Raw genomic sequence first — 15,362 nt, 5'->3', positions numbered from 1 at the left:
GACCCGCGCCGGGCCATGACAAGCAATATCGGTGGGCTTACTCGGTCAGCAGGCGCGAAAGGCTTTCAAGCCCTGCGAGATACATGCCTGCCGAGAAGGTCGCTCCAATCGCAATGAGCAGGATCCAGACCAGCCGGAGTCCCATGCTCATTTCATTGCTAGGCTGGCTCCTCGTTGCGAACGGCAGTTGCAGGGGAGAGCCAAGTCCAGCCGATCTCTGCTCGGTTATGACACCGGGAGGGTTGGCCTCCCCTGCACGATCAGCGTGCCGAATCTGTTTGCCGATCGTGCCGCCTTGATGTCGGCCGAGCTCCTGCGGGTCGATGTGCGGCGGTTGATGTATCAACCGTTGATATGGTCCGTCCGATGCGGAAAGCGCGGCAACGACCAGCCGCGCCGCCTCGCCACGGCGATCGACGCCAAGCTTCTCCAGAGCGCCGCGAATACGCTGGTCGACGGTATGGGGGCTGATCCCCAGACGAAGCGCGATTTCCTTGCTGCTATGATGCTGGTCGACCAGCAGAAGACAGTCGATCTGTCCCTGGCTAAGACGCGCGACGGACGTATCCGGGTCGGCCACCATTTCTCGCTTTTCTGCCCGGGGTACGGTCATTGTCTGCATAATTCCTTCCGAGCATGGAACGATGCGATCACGCATTACCCCGCTTTTCTAGAGCAAAGCGGGCCAATCCTCAAATCCGATGGGTAAACGCCACGTCAAGGAGATTTGGCTCGGAGCAAAAGGTCCGAATGGGCGAAAGTTTAACCTGTAGGGGGTTGCGCACCGATCGCAGCGACTTGCCGAAGCCGTGGTGGACAGGGCTGGATTCGAACCAGCGTACGCTTGCGCGGGCAGATTTACAGTCTGCTGCCTTTAACCACTCGGCCACCTGTCCAGGCGAGGCAGGCGGGCCAAATGGCGGTCCAGCGGCGGTCTGTCAACCGGCCTGTCGAGGCATTGCGCCGCGTCTGCTTCAGGCCGCGCCGCTAAAGCTTGCCTCGAGTGGGCCGGGGCCGCGACAGGCCGTCGGCAGGACATGGTTCGGCTGGAGCGGGTGAAGGGAATCGAACCCTCGTCGTAAGCTTGGAAGGCTTCTGCTCTACCATTGAGCTACACCCGCCCATCTCCGGCTCGCGGCCTTTGCCACCGGGTCCAGCGGCTCGTCAACTGGCAGAACTAACCAATGCGACGGCCGAGGCCACCAGCGAGGCCGCAACCAGCAAGATCAGTAGGACGAGAAACCCCTGACCCTGCGCCTTTTCGCGGATCGCCCGCTCATCGAGGTAGTAGCGCCCCTCCGGTGTCCGCTTGACCGCCCCATCGGCCAGCGCCTGGTCGAGGTAGACCTGCTGCTTTTCCTTGAGCGTCAAGGCAATCGCGCGCGAAGCGCCAGTCGCGCCCGCCTTCTTTAGCGGCTCCAGCACATGCTTCTTGCGTTCTTCCTGGTGCGCCGCAGCTGCGACTGCGGCCATGATTGCGGCATTGGCCATCGATGATCCTCCCCATCGGATTGCTAGCCCAGCTCCGAACGAACACCAAGCGAGCGCGGGAACGACTCTGCCCGCCGATTATTGAATCGCCTGCGAACCGATCAGGCGGAGAGAATTATGGCTGCGCGTCCTTCATGGCGAGGGCAGATCAGGCTGGCGCTGGTGGCGATCCCGGTCGAAATCTACCCGGCAACCCGGGCCGGCAAGTCGATTGCCTTTCACCAGGTCCATGAACCGTCGGGTCAGCGCGTCCGCTACGAGAAGGTGGTTCCCGGAATCGGCCCGGTCGACCGCGACGAGATTCTCAAGGGCTATGAGGTGTCGAAGGGCGAATATGTGTTGCTCGACCCGGAGGAGATTGAAAAGGTCAAGCTGGAGAGCCGCAAGACCTTGGAGCTGACCCAGTTCGTCGACCTCGCCGACATCGATCCCATCTATTACGACAAACCCTATTATGTGGCGCCCGCGGACGACCTGGCCGAAGAGGCGTTCATCGTGCTCCGTGAAGCGCTCAAGCGGACCAAGAAGGTCGGCATCGGCCAGTTGGCGATGCGCGGACAGGAATATGTCGTCAGCCTGAAGCCTTGCGGTCGCGGGATGGTGCTCGAAACCCTGCGCTACGCCGACGAAGTGCACCGGGCTTCGGGCTACTTCCGTGAAATCGGCGATGCGAAACCCGATACCGACCTGCTCGAACTGGCCGAGGCCCTTATCGAGAAGAAAGCCAGCGACTTCGACGCCGCCGAGTTTGAGAACCGCTATATCGAAGCGCTCAGGAAGCTGATCGCCGAGAAGCAGAAAAAGAAGGGCAAGCGGGTCATCCAGGACGACGAGGCCGACACCGCGTCAAAGGGCTCGAACGTCATCGACCTGATGGCGGCGCTCAAGAAGAGCATCGGTGACGGTGACAAGCCCAAGGCAGGGGTGAAGAAGGGCTCGTCGAAGCCTACGGGGCGCCGGTCAACGGCCAAGAAGGCGCCAGCGCGCAAGCGGGCCTGACATGGCGCGATCACGCCTGGATATCGACACTTATAACGAGAAGCGGGACTTCAGCCGGACCAAGGAGCCGCGCGGCCGCAAGCTCAGCGGCAAGGGTGACCGTTTCGTCGTCCAGAAGCATGAGGCGTCGCGACTTCACTGGGATTTCCGGCTCGAACTCGACGGCGTGCTGAAAAGCTGGGCGGTTCCCAAGGGGCCGTCGATCGACCCTGACGACAAGCGGCTGGCGGTCCGGACCGAAGACCATCCGCTCGACTATGGTGAGTTCGAAGGAGTCATTCCCAAGGGGGAATATGGCGGCGGCACGGTGATGCTGTGGGACCGCGGGCGATGGATTCCCGAACCCGGCAAGGACCCGGCAAAGACGATTGAGGAAGGCCATCTTCACTTCACCCTCGAAGGTGAACGGATGAAGGGGGAATGGGTGATGTTCCGGCTGAAGGGGAGGCCCGGCGAAAAAGGCGAGAACTGGATGCTGAAGAAGGTCGCGGACGACTTCACCGGTCCGGGGGAGGAGCTGGTCGAAAAAGGGCTGAACAGCGTCGCATCGGGCCGAACCATGGCGGAAATCGCGGCAGGCAAGGACGTCTGGCATTCGGCCGGCGGCAAGGGCCGCGGCAAGCGCAAGCCCGGGCCCAAGCCGCCGCCCTACCAGCCGCCGCAGCTCGCGACCCTTGCCGACAAGGTGCCCGGCGGACCTGGCTGGATTCACGAGTATAAATATGACGGATACCGCCTGCTGCTTGCGACCGGCGGCGGCTCGGCGACGGCCTATACGCGCAACGGCAAGGACTGGACCGACAAGTTCCGGTCGATCGTCCGCGCTGCGGGCGAACTGCCCGCCGGATGTCTAATCGACGGCGAGGCAGTGGCCATGGGAAAGAACGGCAAGCCCGACTTCCAGCTTCTGCAGGCCAGCTTCGAGGGTGGCGATGCCGAACTGGCATTCTACGCCTTCGATTTGCCGATCGAGGGCGGCAAGGACATTCGCAAACTGTCCAACCTGGAGCGCAAGAAGCGGCTCGCCGCGCTCCTCAAGGGCGTCAAGGCGCCGATCATCTATGGCGACCATGTCGCCGGCAAGGGCGAGGCGCTGTTCGACGCCATCTGCAAGGAAGGCGGCGAGGGCATCATCTCCAAGAAGGCCGATGCCAGCTATGTCGGAAAGCGCACCCGCAACTGGCTCAAGGTCAAATGCACCAGGCGGCAGGAATTCGTGATCGTCGGTTGGCAGGAAAGCGACAAGCGCAAGGGCTTTCGCTCGCTCCACCTCGGCCTTAACGAGGGATCAAAGCTCGTCTATGCCGGAAAAGTCGGAACCGGCTTCAACGCCGACCAGCTTCGCGACATGAGCACCCAGCTCATGAAGCTCGAGGTCAGGGAGCCGGCCCTCGACGTGCCCCGTACGGCACGCCGCCAGTCGCACTGGGTCAAGCCCAGGCTTGTCGCCGAAATCGCCTTTACCGAATTCACGCGTGAAGGCACGCTGCGCCATCCCAGCTTCATTGCCTTGCGTGAGGACAAGCCGGTCCGCCAGGTTGTCCGCGAAACGCCGGTACACCGCGATGAAGGCGAACGCTTCGGCATTGCCATCAGCAGCGAGGACCGGGTCATCTTTCCCGGCGAAAAACTGACCAAAGGCGACCTTGCCGATTATTATGCCGCGATCGAGGCGCTGATGCTGGCGGAGATGGGAAGCCGGCCGGTCAGCCTGGTCCGATGCCCGCAGGGCCGAGCCAAGCATTGCTTCTTCCAGAAGCATGATAGCGGGTCGATGGGCGAGCATGTGAAGCATGTCGCGATCAAGGAAAGCGACGGCAAGACCGCCGACTATCTCTATGTCGAGGATGCCCGCGGGATCCTTGCATGCGTGCAGATGGGGACGATCGAATTCCACGGTTGGGGGAGCCGGGTGAAGCCGCTTGAAAAGCCCGACCGGCTGGTGTTCGACCTCGACCCCGACGAAGGCCTCGACTTCGTTGATGTGCAAAAGGCGGCGATAATCCTGCGCGACCTGCTTGCCGATCTCGGCCTGGAAACCTTTCCGATGCTGACGGGCGGCAAGGGCGTCCATGTCATCGCGCCGCTCACCCCATCCGCTACCTGGCCGTCGGTCAAAAGCTTCGCCGAGCGGTTCGCCCGAGCGGTCGCTGGCGACCAGCCCGAATTGTTCACGGCAAACATCCGCAAGGCGCAGCGCAAAGGCCGCATCTTCCTCGACTGGCTGCGCAACCAGCGCGGGGCGACGGCCGTCATGCCCTATTCGGCCCGTGCCCGGTCCGGTGCGCCGGTCGCCGCACCCATCGGCTGGGCGGAACTGGAGCGCTTCGACAGCGGCGCTGCCTTCTCGATCCGGGACGCCGATAAACTGCTAAAGCGGGCGGCGGCCAAGGACCTCGCCGGCTGGGGCCGGGCTAGCCAGAAGCTGCCCAAGCTTTGACTTGGCAAGGCGCAGGCCGGTCGCCTAGCCTCCCGTCATGCGTCCGCTGATCCTTCCGCTCGCCCTGATCCTCATCGCGGCTTCCCCGGCGGAGGAGGGACAATGGCGAGAGCAGGCGCAGCGGGTGACGATCGTGCGCGACGATCATGGCATAGCCCATATCCAAGGGCGGACCGACGCCGACGCAGTGTTCGGCATGATCTATGCCCAGGCCGAAGACGACTTTCCCCGGATCGAGGCCAATTACCTGACCGCGCTTGGGCGGATGGCGGAGGCGGAAGGCGAGAAGGCGATCTGGCAGGACCTGCGCGCTCGCCTTTACGTCAGCGAAAATGAGCTGGTGGCCGAATATCGGCGAAGCCCCGCCTGGTTGCGGCTGCTGATGGACAGCTGGGCTGCCGGACTCAACCATTATCTGGCGACGCACCCGGAGGTTAAGCCGCGTGTCCTGACCCGGTTCGAGCCGTGGATGGCGCTGAGTTTCACCGAGGGCAGCATCGGTGGCGATATCGAACGGATCGACCTCAAGGCGCTCGAACGCTTTTATTCTGAAACGGCAAAGCAGGCGGCTGCGCCCCATGACCCGGAGCCGCGCGGGTCGAACGGGATCGCCATTGCGCCAGCGCTGACCAGGGACGGCAAGGCGCTGCTGCTGATTAATCCTCACACCAGCTTCTATTTTCGCGCCGAACAACAGGTCACGAGCGAAGAGGGGCTGAATGCCTATGGTGCTTCGACCTGGGGGCAGTTCTTCATCTATCAGGGTTTCAACGACCGGGCCGGCTGGATGCACACCTCGAGCGGCGTCGACAATGTCGATGAATTTGCCGAGACGGTGAGCAAGGGCCACTATCGCGACGGTGACCAGTGGCGGGCGTTAGGCGTAAGGCCGGTCACGATTCGCTATCGCGCCGCGGATGGCACCATGGCCGAGCGCCGCTTCGACAGTTGGCGGACGCATCATGGGCCGATCGTGCGATCAGAAGGCGGCAAGTGGATCTCCTTCGCGATGATGCATCGGCCGCTTGAGGCGCTTCAGCAAAGCTATTTGCGGACCAAGGCCCGCGACTTGCCTACGTTCCTTCGGATTGCCGATTTCAAGGGCAACAGCAGCAACAATACGCTCTACGCCGATGCCGATGGGCGGATCGCCTATCTCCACCCGCAATTCGTGCCGGTGCGCGATCCGCGCTTCGATTACACGAGGCCCGTCGACGGCAGCGATCCGCGCACCGACTGGCGCGCGCTGCACGAAATTGCCGACCTGCCGAACGTCATCGATCCCGCAACCGGCTGGGCGATGAATACCAATAATTGGCCCTATAGTGCGGCGGGGAAGGCCAGCCCCAAGCCGGCCGATTATCCGCGTTACATGGATGTGTTCGGTGAAAATTACCGTGGCGTCCATGCGACCGCGCTGCTCAAGGACAGTCGTGGTTGGACTCTCGAGCGGCTTCGCGATGCCGCTTATGACAGCCATCAGCCGGCCTTCGCGCGCCTGATCCCGGGCCTCGTCACGGCATGGGATCGCGCGCCTGCCGGCCCGGATAAGGACGCGCTCGCGGAGCCCATCGCCCGGCTCCGTGACTGGGACCATCGCTGGGCGACCGACAGCGTTGCGCAGTCGCTGGCGATGTTCTGGGCCAGTCCGCTTTGGGACAAGGTCCGCGTTGGCCAGCGGCTGACCCATATGGAAACGATCGAGCGGATCGAGCGGCTGCCTGACCGCGAACAGCTGGAGGCCTTGTCTGCCGCCATGTCGAGCATCAGGACCGACTTCGGCGACTGGCGAACTCCCTGGGGGCAGATCAACCGTTTCCAGCGAATTTCCGGTGCGATCGATCACCCGTTCGACGACAGGGCGCAAAGCATTCCGGTCGGCTTCGCGTCGGGCAATTTCGGCTCGCTCGCCTCGTTCGGCTCGGCCCCGCGCGGAGGCAGCACCAACTGGTACGGGACCAGCGGCAACAGTTTCGTCGCCTTCGTCGAATTCGGACCGCGAGTGCGTGCCCACGCCTTAAGCGTCGGCGGACAAAGCGGCCACCCCGCTTCCCCGCACTTCAACGACCAAGCCGTGCTTTATGCCACTGGCCGTCCGCGGAAAGTCCATTTCTATCCCGACGAGTTGCGCGGCCACATCCGCCGCACCTATCGCCCGGGCGAGTGATCAGGCGGCGAAACGGTCGGTCGCGCGGACTAGGCCGTCAAGGATGCCCGGTTCGTTGTACAGATGACCGCCGTCGGCGACGATTTGCAGGTCAACCTCGGGCCAGGCCTTCTTCAGTTCCCAGGCGGCGCGGGGCGGGGTGCAGCAATCGTGCCGCCCCTGGACAATCACGCCAGGAATGCCGCGCAATTTTTCCGCCCCCTTGAGCAGCTGGCCCTCGTCCAGCCACCCGCGGTGAAGCATGTAATGATTTTCTATCCGGGCAATGGCGACGGCGTGATGGTCTTCGGTGAATTCCTCAAGCATTGCCGGGTCGGGGAGGAGCGTGACGGTCAGACCTTCCCACCGGCTCCACGCCTTGGCGGCGCGAAGACGGGTGGCATGGTCGGCGCTGGTCAGCAGCTCGCGGTAGGCGGCGACCATGTCGCCGCGCGCCTCCTGCGGAACGGGCGCGAGGAATTCGTCCCAGCCCTCGGGGTAAAGTTCAGAGGCGCCATAGCGGTACAGCCAGCCAAGCTCGCTCTCGCCGAACAGGAAGATCCCGCGAAGCACCAGTTCGCTCACCCGTTCCGGATGGGTCTCGGCATAGGCGAGGCTCAGCGTCGATCCCCAGCTGCCACCGAAAACCAGCCATTTGTCGACGCCGCACATTTCGCGAAGCCGTTCGATGTCGTCGACCAGATGCCAGGTGGTATTGGCTTCCAGATGCGCATGGGGGACCGACTGTCCGGCCCCGCGCTGGTCAAACAGCAGCACGTCGTATCGCGCCGGGTCGAACTGGCGGCGGTGGTTCGGGCTGATCCCCGCGCCCGGCCCACCATGGAGGAACAGTGCGGGCTTGGCGCCGGGAGTCCCGCACCGCTCCCAATAGAGGGAATGTCCGTCGCCGACGTCGAGCATGCCGGTCGCATAGGGTTCGGTGGCGGGATAGAGGGTACGGAGGGTCATGAGCGAAGGCCTTGCTGGAACTTCTTGTAAATGGCGTAGAGGTCGGGACGCCGGTCGACGCCATAAGTGAAGAGCAGCGTTCGCCGGCTGGCCATGGCGCGGTTCGGGCCGCTGCGGTGAGGGGTCATGGCGTGGAGCAGCAGCAGGTCGCCCGCCTGAGCCTCGATGGTGGTGAACGCGCCGAGTGCGGCCTCGTCGGGATCGGCGACCGTGTCGGGATCGGTCAGCAGGCCGCGGTGATGGCCCGACGCGCATTCGATCGCGCCCTTGGCGACTTCGGCATCGTCGAGGAACAGGATGGCGGTGAGGAAGCGGGAATATTCAATCCCGAGACCCGGCCAATAGGCGGCGTCCTGATGGGTCGCATATCCCCCCGCGCCCGGCGGTTTGGCGATGAACTTGTCCTTCATCAGCTGGGCCGCGCCATCAAGGACCTCGCTGACCAGTCCGACCAGCAGCGGATCGCGAGCGAGTGCGGCGAAGGCCGGCGACAAATCGATCACCGGGTCGAGCCGGTCGCTGCGCTGTGCCGAGTTGGGCACCGTGCCGCGCGTTGCGAACAATTGGGGTTCTCCGGCCAAACGGTTGGCCTCGGCCGATAGCGCCCGGATTTGCGCCAGCTCCAGAAAGCGGGGAACGAGCAGCCAGCCGTCCTCCTCCCAGGCCGAACGCATTGCCGCGCTGACTTTCGCGCCGCCAATCATTGCGCGCCGCCGCTCAGCATCTTCGACCACTCAATTTGTCGCCCGACCTCGCGCATGCCCAGCGCCCGATAAAAGCTTTCACCCGAACTCCCGCCAACCGCGAACACGCCTTGTTCGGTCAGGCCGCGCTGCCGCCCGATCCCGGCGAGCGAGGCGAGCATGGCATGGCCAAGCGCGCGGCGGCGATGTCGGGGATGGATGACGATGTTCTTCAATCGCAGCAGGTCCGCGCCCCACAATCCGCAAATTGCCCCGACCACCTTGCCGTCGCTCAGCGCGAGATAAGGCTGCAGCGCGGTGCCGGCCTTGCGCCGTTCAAGGGCGATCCAGTCGCGCGCCTCGTTGCAATGGCCGTCCGGCGATCCGCCCAGCGCGTCGTGAAGCGCAAGCTTCATCGCCCAGTCCGCGTCATCGGTAACCGGCCGCAGAGCCAGTTGCGGTTCGTCCGGCCCGAATTGATGGACGAAGGCCAGCTCCTCGCGGTCGGTATAGCCTGCTTCCCGAAGGACATTGTCGGCTGGTCCGCGCGCGTCGCAATAAATCCGGGCAAGGCCAACGCCGATATCCGCCAGCCGCTGTTCGACCTGCTCGATCCAGCGCCGGCCCCCGCGCATCATCGCATCGGGATCAACCCGGTGGATGACGGTGGACGCGGGACAGTCGGTAAGCCCGGGCATCCAGGCTAGCGATGCGCCGGCGAGGGATTCGACCTGCGCGCCAAGTTCGAAATAGACACGGTCGGTCTCGACGACTCGGTCGAGCAGCCCTAGGTCTAAGCCCTCGACGCGCTGTCCGGCAGCGATCATCGACCCGTTTCCATGCCGACCAGCGCGCGAAAGGCCTGCTGCGCCGGTTCAAGGCAACGCCGGACATAGGCAAACTCGGGATCGGGCAGGAACGGAAAGAAATTCATCGTCGCATTGGCCTCGAACAGGACCAGCCGGCCCGCCGGATCAATCCCGAAATCCATTCCGAAATAGTCGAGTGGCATGCGTTCGCGGACCGCGTCGAGGACGCGGTGAACCGGGTCCGGGAAAGCGCCGTCGGCCCGGCTGAACATCGCTTCCTCCTCCGCTAGCAGGTCGGGCCGGGGAAGCATGAATCGGCGCCGGTCCTTGGCATGGATGTTCCAGCCGTCCGAAATCAGCAGGTGGCGGAAGACCAGCTGGTCGCCGATAAAGAAGATTCGATATTTGCGATAAAGGCCGTCCGCGCTTTGGAAGTCGCAAAATTCGGTGGCGATATGGTCGCCAGCGGTCAGGGCATCGCGGATCGCATCGAGCGAATCGAGGCAGCCCAGGATCTCGCCTCCATGCGTGCCGGTGCGCCGCAGGATGATCGGCAGGGACAGGCCGGCATTTCCGATTGCCCGAACCGCCACGTCCGGCTTGGCGCCATTGAGGCGGATCGCTTTAGGGACCAGCAACCCGTCGATCCCGGCCAACAGGCGGGCCACGCGGTCGCGGGTAGAGCGCGCGACCGCGTCCGGGCGATTGATGACCTTGCCGCGAATGCCGCGCAGCAGTTTGCGCATATTGTCCAGGACCCGGTCATTGCCCTCGGGCTCGGTGACCATGTTGAGCAGGAAATCATAGCCATCCAGCTCCGGTCGCCGCGCCTGGCGTAGTGACTGGGGGGTGACATGAAGCCGGTGTGGATGGACGTCGGGCGGAAGCAGCTTGTTGAGGTCGGTCGAGCCGCCCAGCCGGATCCGCGTGCCGACCCGCCGGACTTGGTCCGGCTGGTCGGACCCGACGATCATCAGCAAGGTCGAATTCGGCAGCTGGGCCGACGTGAACATATGCGCCCCTTGTTGTCCCATCGGGGCTTGATGGAGGATTGGCTGCTGGCCCGCAAGAACGCTGCATCGGGACCCAAGCAAAAGGGCGGCGGCCGCATCGCGCAGCCGCCGCCCCGTTGTTAGGCTGAGACAGGCCCTTTAGAATTTCACGCCGGCTTCGATGCCGAAGATCCGCGGTTCGTTGACCATCGCCGTCAGATTATTGAAGTCGATGCCGCTCACTGCGCTCTTGTCATTGGTGATGTTGCGGACGAAGCCGGCGACATCGAAGCGGTCGGTCTTGTAGCCAACGCGAAGCCCGCCTTCGAGAAGCTTGTCGTCGCTGAATTCGACCGAATCATACAGGAAGAACTGGACCTTCGAGCGGTGGTACCAGTCGGTGAAGACATAGACTGAGCCGGGGCCCACCGGATGTTCGTAGCCAGCAGTCCAGTTCAGCGTCCACTTCGGCGCCTGCGGCAACTGGTTGCCGTGGATGAAGACGATCGCCGGCTGGAACGGTGCCGCCGGAACCGCGATAGGGTCGAGCACGGTGCATGGCGCGCCGCAAGTCTCGACCGTCAGGTCACGGTCGCGGATCTTGGCGACGTTGTAACTGATGCCACCGGTCAGCGTCAGGCCGCGCATCGGGCGGGCTTCCAGTTCGGCTTCAAAGCCGTGGCCCTTCACCGCGTCGGCATTCAGCAGCAGGTTGGCATTCGCCGCCCCGCCCACCGCCGACAGCTGCAGGTCCTTGGTCTTGAAGGCGTAGCCCGTCAGGTTGAAGCGAAGCCTGCGGTCGAGCAGGACCGTCTTGATGCCGGCTTCATAGGACATGGTGTTTTCGCTGTCAGCGGTCGTCACGTCGCGATCGAACAGGATACGGCCCTGAATCGCCGGCGCCCGATAGCCCTTGGCGATGCGCGCATAGACATTGATGTCCTGATTGATCTCCTGAATTGCCGACAGGTCCCAGGTTAGCACATTGTCCTTGACCCTGGTGTTGGTCTCAGCAACCGGGCCGCCGCCGATGAAGATCGGGCGCGCATCGAACAGCCGTTCGGCGACCAGCCGCTTCTTGTCATGGTTCCAGCGAGCGCCGCCCTGGACGGTCAGCCCGTTGTCGAACTTGTAATTGACCGAACCGAAGATGCCGAGGGCCTTGGCGACCTGGCGCTGGTTGACGATCGCTGACGGGTCGGTCGCGGTGGGCGAGCCGAAGTCGAAGGTTTCGATGTCGAGCTTCTCATTGAAGTAGAAAATCCCCGCCTGGTAACCCAGACCGGTCGAATTGTTCGAAGCGATCCGCAGCTCCTGAGTGAATTGGTCGAGGCTCGGGATATTGTCCTGGCTCTGGGCTTGGAAGGGGATGAAGCCCGGCCCGGCGTCGGTGCCGCCATCGATGTCGCCTCGGCTCTTGAGCTCGCCGTGCCAGTAGCTCGTCACCGAATAGAGGGTAGCGGGGCCGAGATCATATTCAATCGCGCCGGCGATATTCTGGGTCTTAAGCTTCTGGAAGTTGAGGCCGTTGGTCGCGACCTCGTCGCGCTTGAACTTGCCGCCGTCGAGGCCAACCAGCTTGTTGCTGCCGGGCTGCAACGCGTTGGCGCGGAAGATCCGGGCATTGCCGTCCATGTCCCGCATCTGCCCGGTCAGCCGTACGGTGAGGTCCTCGTTCGGTCGAAACTGGATTTGGGCCCGAAGAGCGATGTCGTCATAACCCTCGAGATCATTGCCCCCGGAAGCCGCGAGATTGTCGATCCAGTCGTTGCGGTGCTGCCACACGCCCGACAGTCGGACCGAGACGGTGTCGCTGAGTTCGCCGCCAACCGCGCCTTCGGCGTTGACGGTGCCATAGGTGCCGTAGCTGACGCGCGCATAATTGCGGCCGCGCCCCGGCTTTACCGTGTCGAACTTGACGATGCCGGCCGGCGTGTTGCGGCCGAACAGCGTGCCTTGCGGTCCGCGCAGCACCTCGACCCGGTCGATGTCGAACGCCGGGAAGCCCTTCAGGATCGGATTTTCCAGGACAACATCGTCATAGACCAGGCTGACGGGCTGTGACGCGTTGAGGTCGAAATCGGTGTTGCCGAGTCCGCGGATGTAAAAGCGCGGGAAGGTCCGGCCGAACGAGCTTTCGATGTTCAGGCTTGGCACCCGGCCCGACAGGCCGCGAATGTCGGCGCCGCCCGAATTGATCACGGCCAGCGTTTCGTCCGAAACCGTCGCGACCGACAGGGGGATGTCCTGCAGATTTTCACTACGGCGGGTCGCGGTGACGACGATGTCGGTGACGCCCTGGATAACCGGCTGGGTCGCGTCTTCGGCGGGCTGGTCAGTGTCACCGGTTGCCTGCGCAATCGCAGGGGCGGGAAGGGCGCAGGCTATGGCCAGCGCGAACATCGAAGTCGAGGTGAAGGTGCGCATCCCGGGTCTTTCTAGTAAAAGCCAGTGGGCCGGCGCTTGCGATAAAAGATGCCCCGCCCGATGCTTTCGCGCCTCTACGCCTGCCCCGCCTTCTGTCAATGCGAGGCGCGGCCGGGCGCGAATATTTCACATCCGCTGCGGCACGCCTCAGAAACTATATTCGCGATAGACCATGCCGACGTCGCCGTTCCATTCGCCATGGTAGCGATCGAGCAGCCGGTCGGCGAAAGTCTTGCCGCTTTTCACCACATCGCGCAGCGGGTCGAGGAAGCCGCCTTCATTGTCTCCGGCGGCGTTGATCTGCGCGCGTTCGCTTAGCCCCGCCGAGGAGATGGCAAGCACCTCAGCCGCAAGGTCGCGAACCGTCCCGCCGCCGGGCACCGGGGAGTCGAGCGCCTGCCTTGGTACCGCGTGGCGAAGCGACTCGCGCTCCTCGATCGACCAATGTTTGACCAAGTCCCACGCCGCATCGAGCGAGGAATCCGAATAAAGAAGGCCGACCCAAAGCGCGGGCAGCGCGCAGATCCGGCCCCAGCGGCCGCCATCGGCGCCGCGCATTTCGAGAAAGCTCTTGAGGCGGACCTCGGGGAAAGCGGTCGACAAATGATCGGTCCAGTCGGCGCGGGTCGGCCTTTCCCCGGGGAGGGCGGGGAGCCGGCCGTCGAGGAAATCGCGGAAGCTCTGCCCGGCGGCGTCGATGTAGCGTCCGTCGCGGAACACGAAATACATCGGGACATCGAGCGCATAGTCGCAATAGCGTTCGTAGCCGAACCCCTTGTCGAAGACGAAGGGGAGCATGCCGGTGCGGGCGGGGTCGGTATCCTCCCAGATATGGCTGCGAAAGCTCTTGAACCCGTTCGGCTTGCCGTCTGTGAAGGGCGAATTGGCGAACAGCGCGGTGGCGACCGGCTGCAGGGCCAGTCCGACCCGAAACTTCTTCACCATATCGGATTCCGACGAATAGTCCAAGTTAACCTGGATGGTACAGGTTCGAAGCATCATGTCGAGGCCCAGCGTTCCGACCCGCGGCATGTGTCGAAGCATGATGTCATAGCGCCCCTTGGGCATGATCGGCAGGTCGGCGCGCGCCTTGTCGGGCCACATGCCAAGGCCAAGGAAGCCCAGCCCGAGCCGGTCGCCGACGGCCTTGACCTGCTCGAGGTGGCGACCGCTTTCCTGGCAGCTCAAATGAAGGTTCGCGAGCGGCGCGCCCGACAGTTCCAGCTGGCCCGCGGGCTCAAGGCTGATAGTTCCGTCGGCCCCGGACAGGGCGATGATCTTGCCGCCTTCCTCGATCGGCTTCCACCCGAACTCGGTAAGGCCGGTCAGCAGATCGCGAATGCCTCCAGGTTCCTCCCAGCTTGGTGCGCGATGGTCGCTCACGCGGTAGACGAATTTTTCATGCTCGGTACCGATACGCCATGCGTCGCGCGGCTTTTCACCCCCCGCGAAGATGGCGAGGAGGTCGGCGCGGCTCTCGATCAGCGGACTGGCGCTGGTGTCGGTTCTGGTGGTCATTCGAAACGCGTCTTATCCGCGCCGAATGCCCCGCGCCAGCGGCTTTGACTGATGACATGTAAAGCCAAGCTTATTGCCAGTCGCCCGCGGCGGCCATCCACGCGGTCACCGCGGCCAGCGCGGCCGTTTCGGCGCGCAGGATTCGCGGGCCGAGACCGATGGCGATCACGTTGGGCGAAGCGCTGATCGCGTCAGCCTCGTCGGCCGTGAATCCGCCTTCGGGTCCGATGAGGATCGTTGCCGGACCGGGCCGAAGGGACCGCTGGACGGACTCGCCGCCCTGCTCATTGGCGAAATAGAGCAGGCGATCGGCTTCGCGGTCGGCCAGGAATGTCGTCAGTTTCACCGGCTGGGAGATCGCGGCGATCGCAGTCCGGCCGCACTGTTCCGCCGCCTCGATGATATGCGCCTCCATGCGGGCAAGATTGAGCTTGTCGACGATCGTTCGCTGCGTGATCACCGGGATCAGTCGCGCCACCCCCAGTTCGACCGCTTTTTCGACAAGCCAGTCGACGCGGCCCTTCTTGACCGGCGCGAACGCCAGCCACAGGTCAGGCACCGCTTCCTGCGGCTTTGTTTGGCGGAGGATGCGCAACGTCATCCGTTTGCGCGCCACAGCCGAAACTTCGCCGAGCCACTCGCCGGACCGGCCATCGAACAGTAGCATCTGGTCGCCGGCGGCCATGCGCAGGACATTGCCAAGATAATTGGCTTGTCCAGAATCAAGTTCGACGGATGCGCTCGGTTCGAGCAGCGAGCGGACGTGGAGGCGCGGCAGGCTGCGCGGCGGCCAGGCTGGCGTGGCGGTCATGGAATTTCCCTAGCCATGTCGGGAACGCTCGTCACCGTTGCGCTTTGTTGTGATCGTGACGGTCAAGGAACGACGGG

12 protein-coding genes and 2 tRNA genes are annotated in these 15,362 nt (G+C 63.8%); 3 read left to right on the top strand and 11 right to left on the bottom strand.

What is annotated here, in order from left to right; all coding sequences use genetic code 11:
* Positions 1 to 37: 37 nt before the first annotated feature.
* The 4 genes from FMM02_RS04115 to FMM02_RS04100 all read right to left on the bottom strand — a co-directional run bounded on the left by FMM02_RS04115 (position 38) and on the right by FMM02_RS04100 (position 1,491).
* Positions 38 to 658, bottom strand: a complete 621-nt coding sequence (locus FMM02_RS04115; RefSeq protein WP_147493671.1) for a helix-turn-helix domain-containing protein — start codon at positions 656 to 658, stop codon at positions 38 to 40.
* A 152-nt stretch (positions 659 to 810) separates the two neighbouring features.
* A tRNA-Tyr gene (locus tag FMM02_RS04110) sits at positions 811 to 896 on the bottom strand.
* A 151-nt stretch (positions 897 to 1,047) separates the two neighbouring features.
* Positions 1,048 to 1,121: transfer RNA gene (locus FMM02_RS04105), tRNA-Gly, on the bottom strand.
* Positions 1,122 to 1,164: 43 nt separating this feature from the next.
* Positions 1,165 to 1,491, bottom strand: coding sequence for a hypothetical protein (locus FMM02_RS04100; protein ID WP_147493670.1), 327 nt, complete (start codon positions 1,489 to 1,491; stop codon positions 1,165 to 1,167).
* Positions 1,492 to 1,608: 117 nt separating this feature from the next.
* Here FMM02_RS04100 and ku point away from each other — a divergent pair, with 117 nt between their 5' ends.
* Genes ku through FMM02_RS04085 form a run of 3 tightly spaced genes read left to right on the top strand, consistent with a single transcriptional unit; the run spans position 1,609 to position 7,097 of the window.
* Positions 1,609 to 2,490 carry a non-homologous end joining protein Ku gene (ku, locus tag FMM02_RS04095; protein ID WP_147493669.1) on the top strand — a complete coding sequence of 294 codons (882 nt, stop codon included), beginning with the start codon at positions 1,609 to 1,611 and terminating at the stop codon, positions 2,488 to 2,490.
* 1 nt (position 2,491) lies between these two features.
* Entirely contained in the window at positions 2,492 to 4,930 is a 2,439-nt protein-coding gene (gene ligD / locus FMM02_RS04090) for a DNA ligase D (RefSeq protein WP_147493668.1), read from the top strand.
* 37 nt (positions 4,931 to 4,967) lie between these two features.
* On the top strand, positions 4,968 to 7,097 hold the full coding sequence (locus FMM02_RS04085) for a penicillin acylase family protein (protein WP_147493667.1): 2,130 nt from the start codon (positions 4,968 to 4,970) through the stop codon (positions 7,095 to 7,097).
* Here the strand turns inward: FMM02_RS04085 and pip are convergent, their stop codons facing one another.
* The 7 genes from pip to FMM02_RS04050 all read right to left on the bottom strand — a co-directional run bounded on the left by pip (position 7,098) and on the right by FMM02_RS04050 (position 15,285).
* A complete protein-coding gene (gene pip / locus FMM02_RS04080) occupies positions 7,098 to 8,045 on the bottom strand; it encodes a prolyl aminopeptidase (protein ID WP_147493666.1) in 948 nt (315 codons plus the stop codon).
* Positions 8,042 to 8,779 carry a phytanoyl-CoA dioxygenase family protein gene (locus tag FMM02_RS04075; RefSeq protein WP_147493665.1) on the bottom strand — a complete coding sequence of 246 codons (738 nt, stop codon included), beginning with the start codon at positions 8,777 to 8,779 and terminating at the stop codon, positions 8,042 to 8,044. Before FMM02_RS04075 ends, pip begins: the two co-directional genes overlap by 4 nt.
* Complete coding sequence (locus tag FMM02_RS04070) at positions 8,746 to 9,555, bottom strand: GNAT family N-acetyltransferase (RefSeq protein WP_147493664.1); 810 nt, start codon at positions 9,553 to 9,555, stop codon at positions 8,746 to 8,748. Before FMM02_RS04070 ends, FMM02_RS04075 begins: the two co-directional genes overlap by 34 nt.
* Positions 9,552 to 10,550: an ATP-grasp domain-containing protein gene (locus FMM02_RS04065; RefSeq protein ID WP_147493663.1), complete on the bottom strand. Its 999-nt coding sequence runs from the start codon at positions 10,548 to 10,550 to the stop codon at positions 9,552 to 9,554. The genes FMM02_RS04070 and FMM02_RS04065 overlap by 4 nt, the downstream gene beginning before the upstream one ends.
* Before the next feature lie 138 nt (positions 10,551 to 10,688).
* Entirely contained in the window at positions 10,689 to 12,956 is a 2,268-nt protein-coding gene (locus FMM02_RS04060) for a TonB-dependent receptor (protein WP_222703827.1), read from the bottom strand.
* Between the two features lie 147 nt (positions 12,957 to 13,103).
* Entirely contained in the window at positions 13,104 to 14,474 is a 1,371-nt protein-coding gene (locus tag FMM02_RS04055) for a glutamate--cysteine ligase (RefSeq protein WP_147493662.1), read from the bottom strand.
* Positions 14,475 to 14,544: 70 nt separating this feature from the next.
* The gene (locus FMM02_RS04050) at positions 14,545 to 15,285 is read right to left on the bottom strand and encodes a 16S rRNA (uracil(1498)-N(3))-methyltransferase (RefSeq protein ID WP_147493661.1); all 741 of its coding nucleotides are present in this window, start codon (positions 15,283 to 15,285) and stop codon (positions 14,545 to 14,547) included.
* Positions 15,286 to 15,362 lie beyond the last annotated feature (77 nt).

The sequence above is a fragment of the Sphingomonas xanthus genome (assembly GCF_007998985.1).
GTDB lineage: Bacteria > Pseudomonadota > Alphaproteobacteria > Sphingomonadales > Sphingomonadaceae > Sphingomicrobium > Sphingomicrobium xanthum.
The sequence above is the reverse complement of the archived record's forward strand: the minus strand, read 5'-3'. Positions and strand labels throughout refer to the sequence as shown.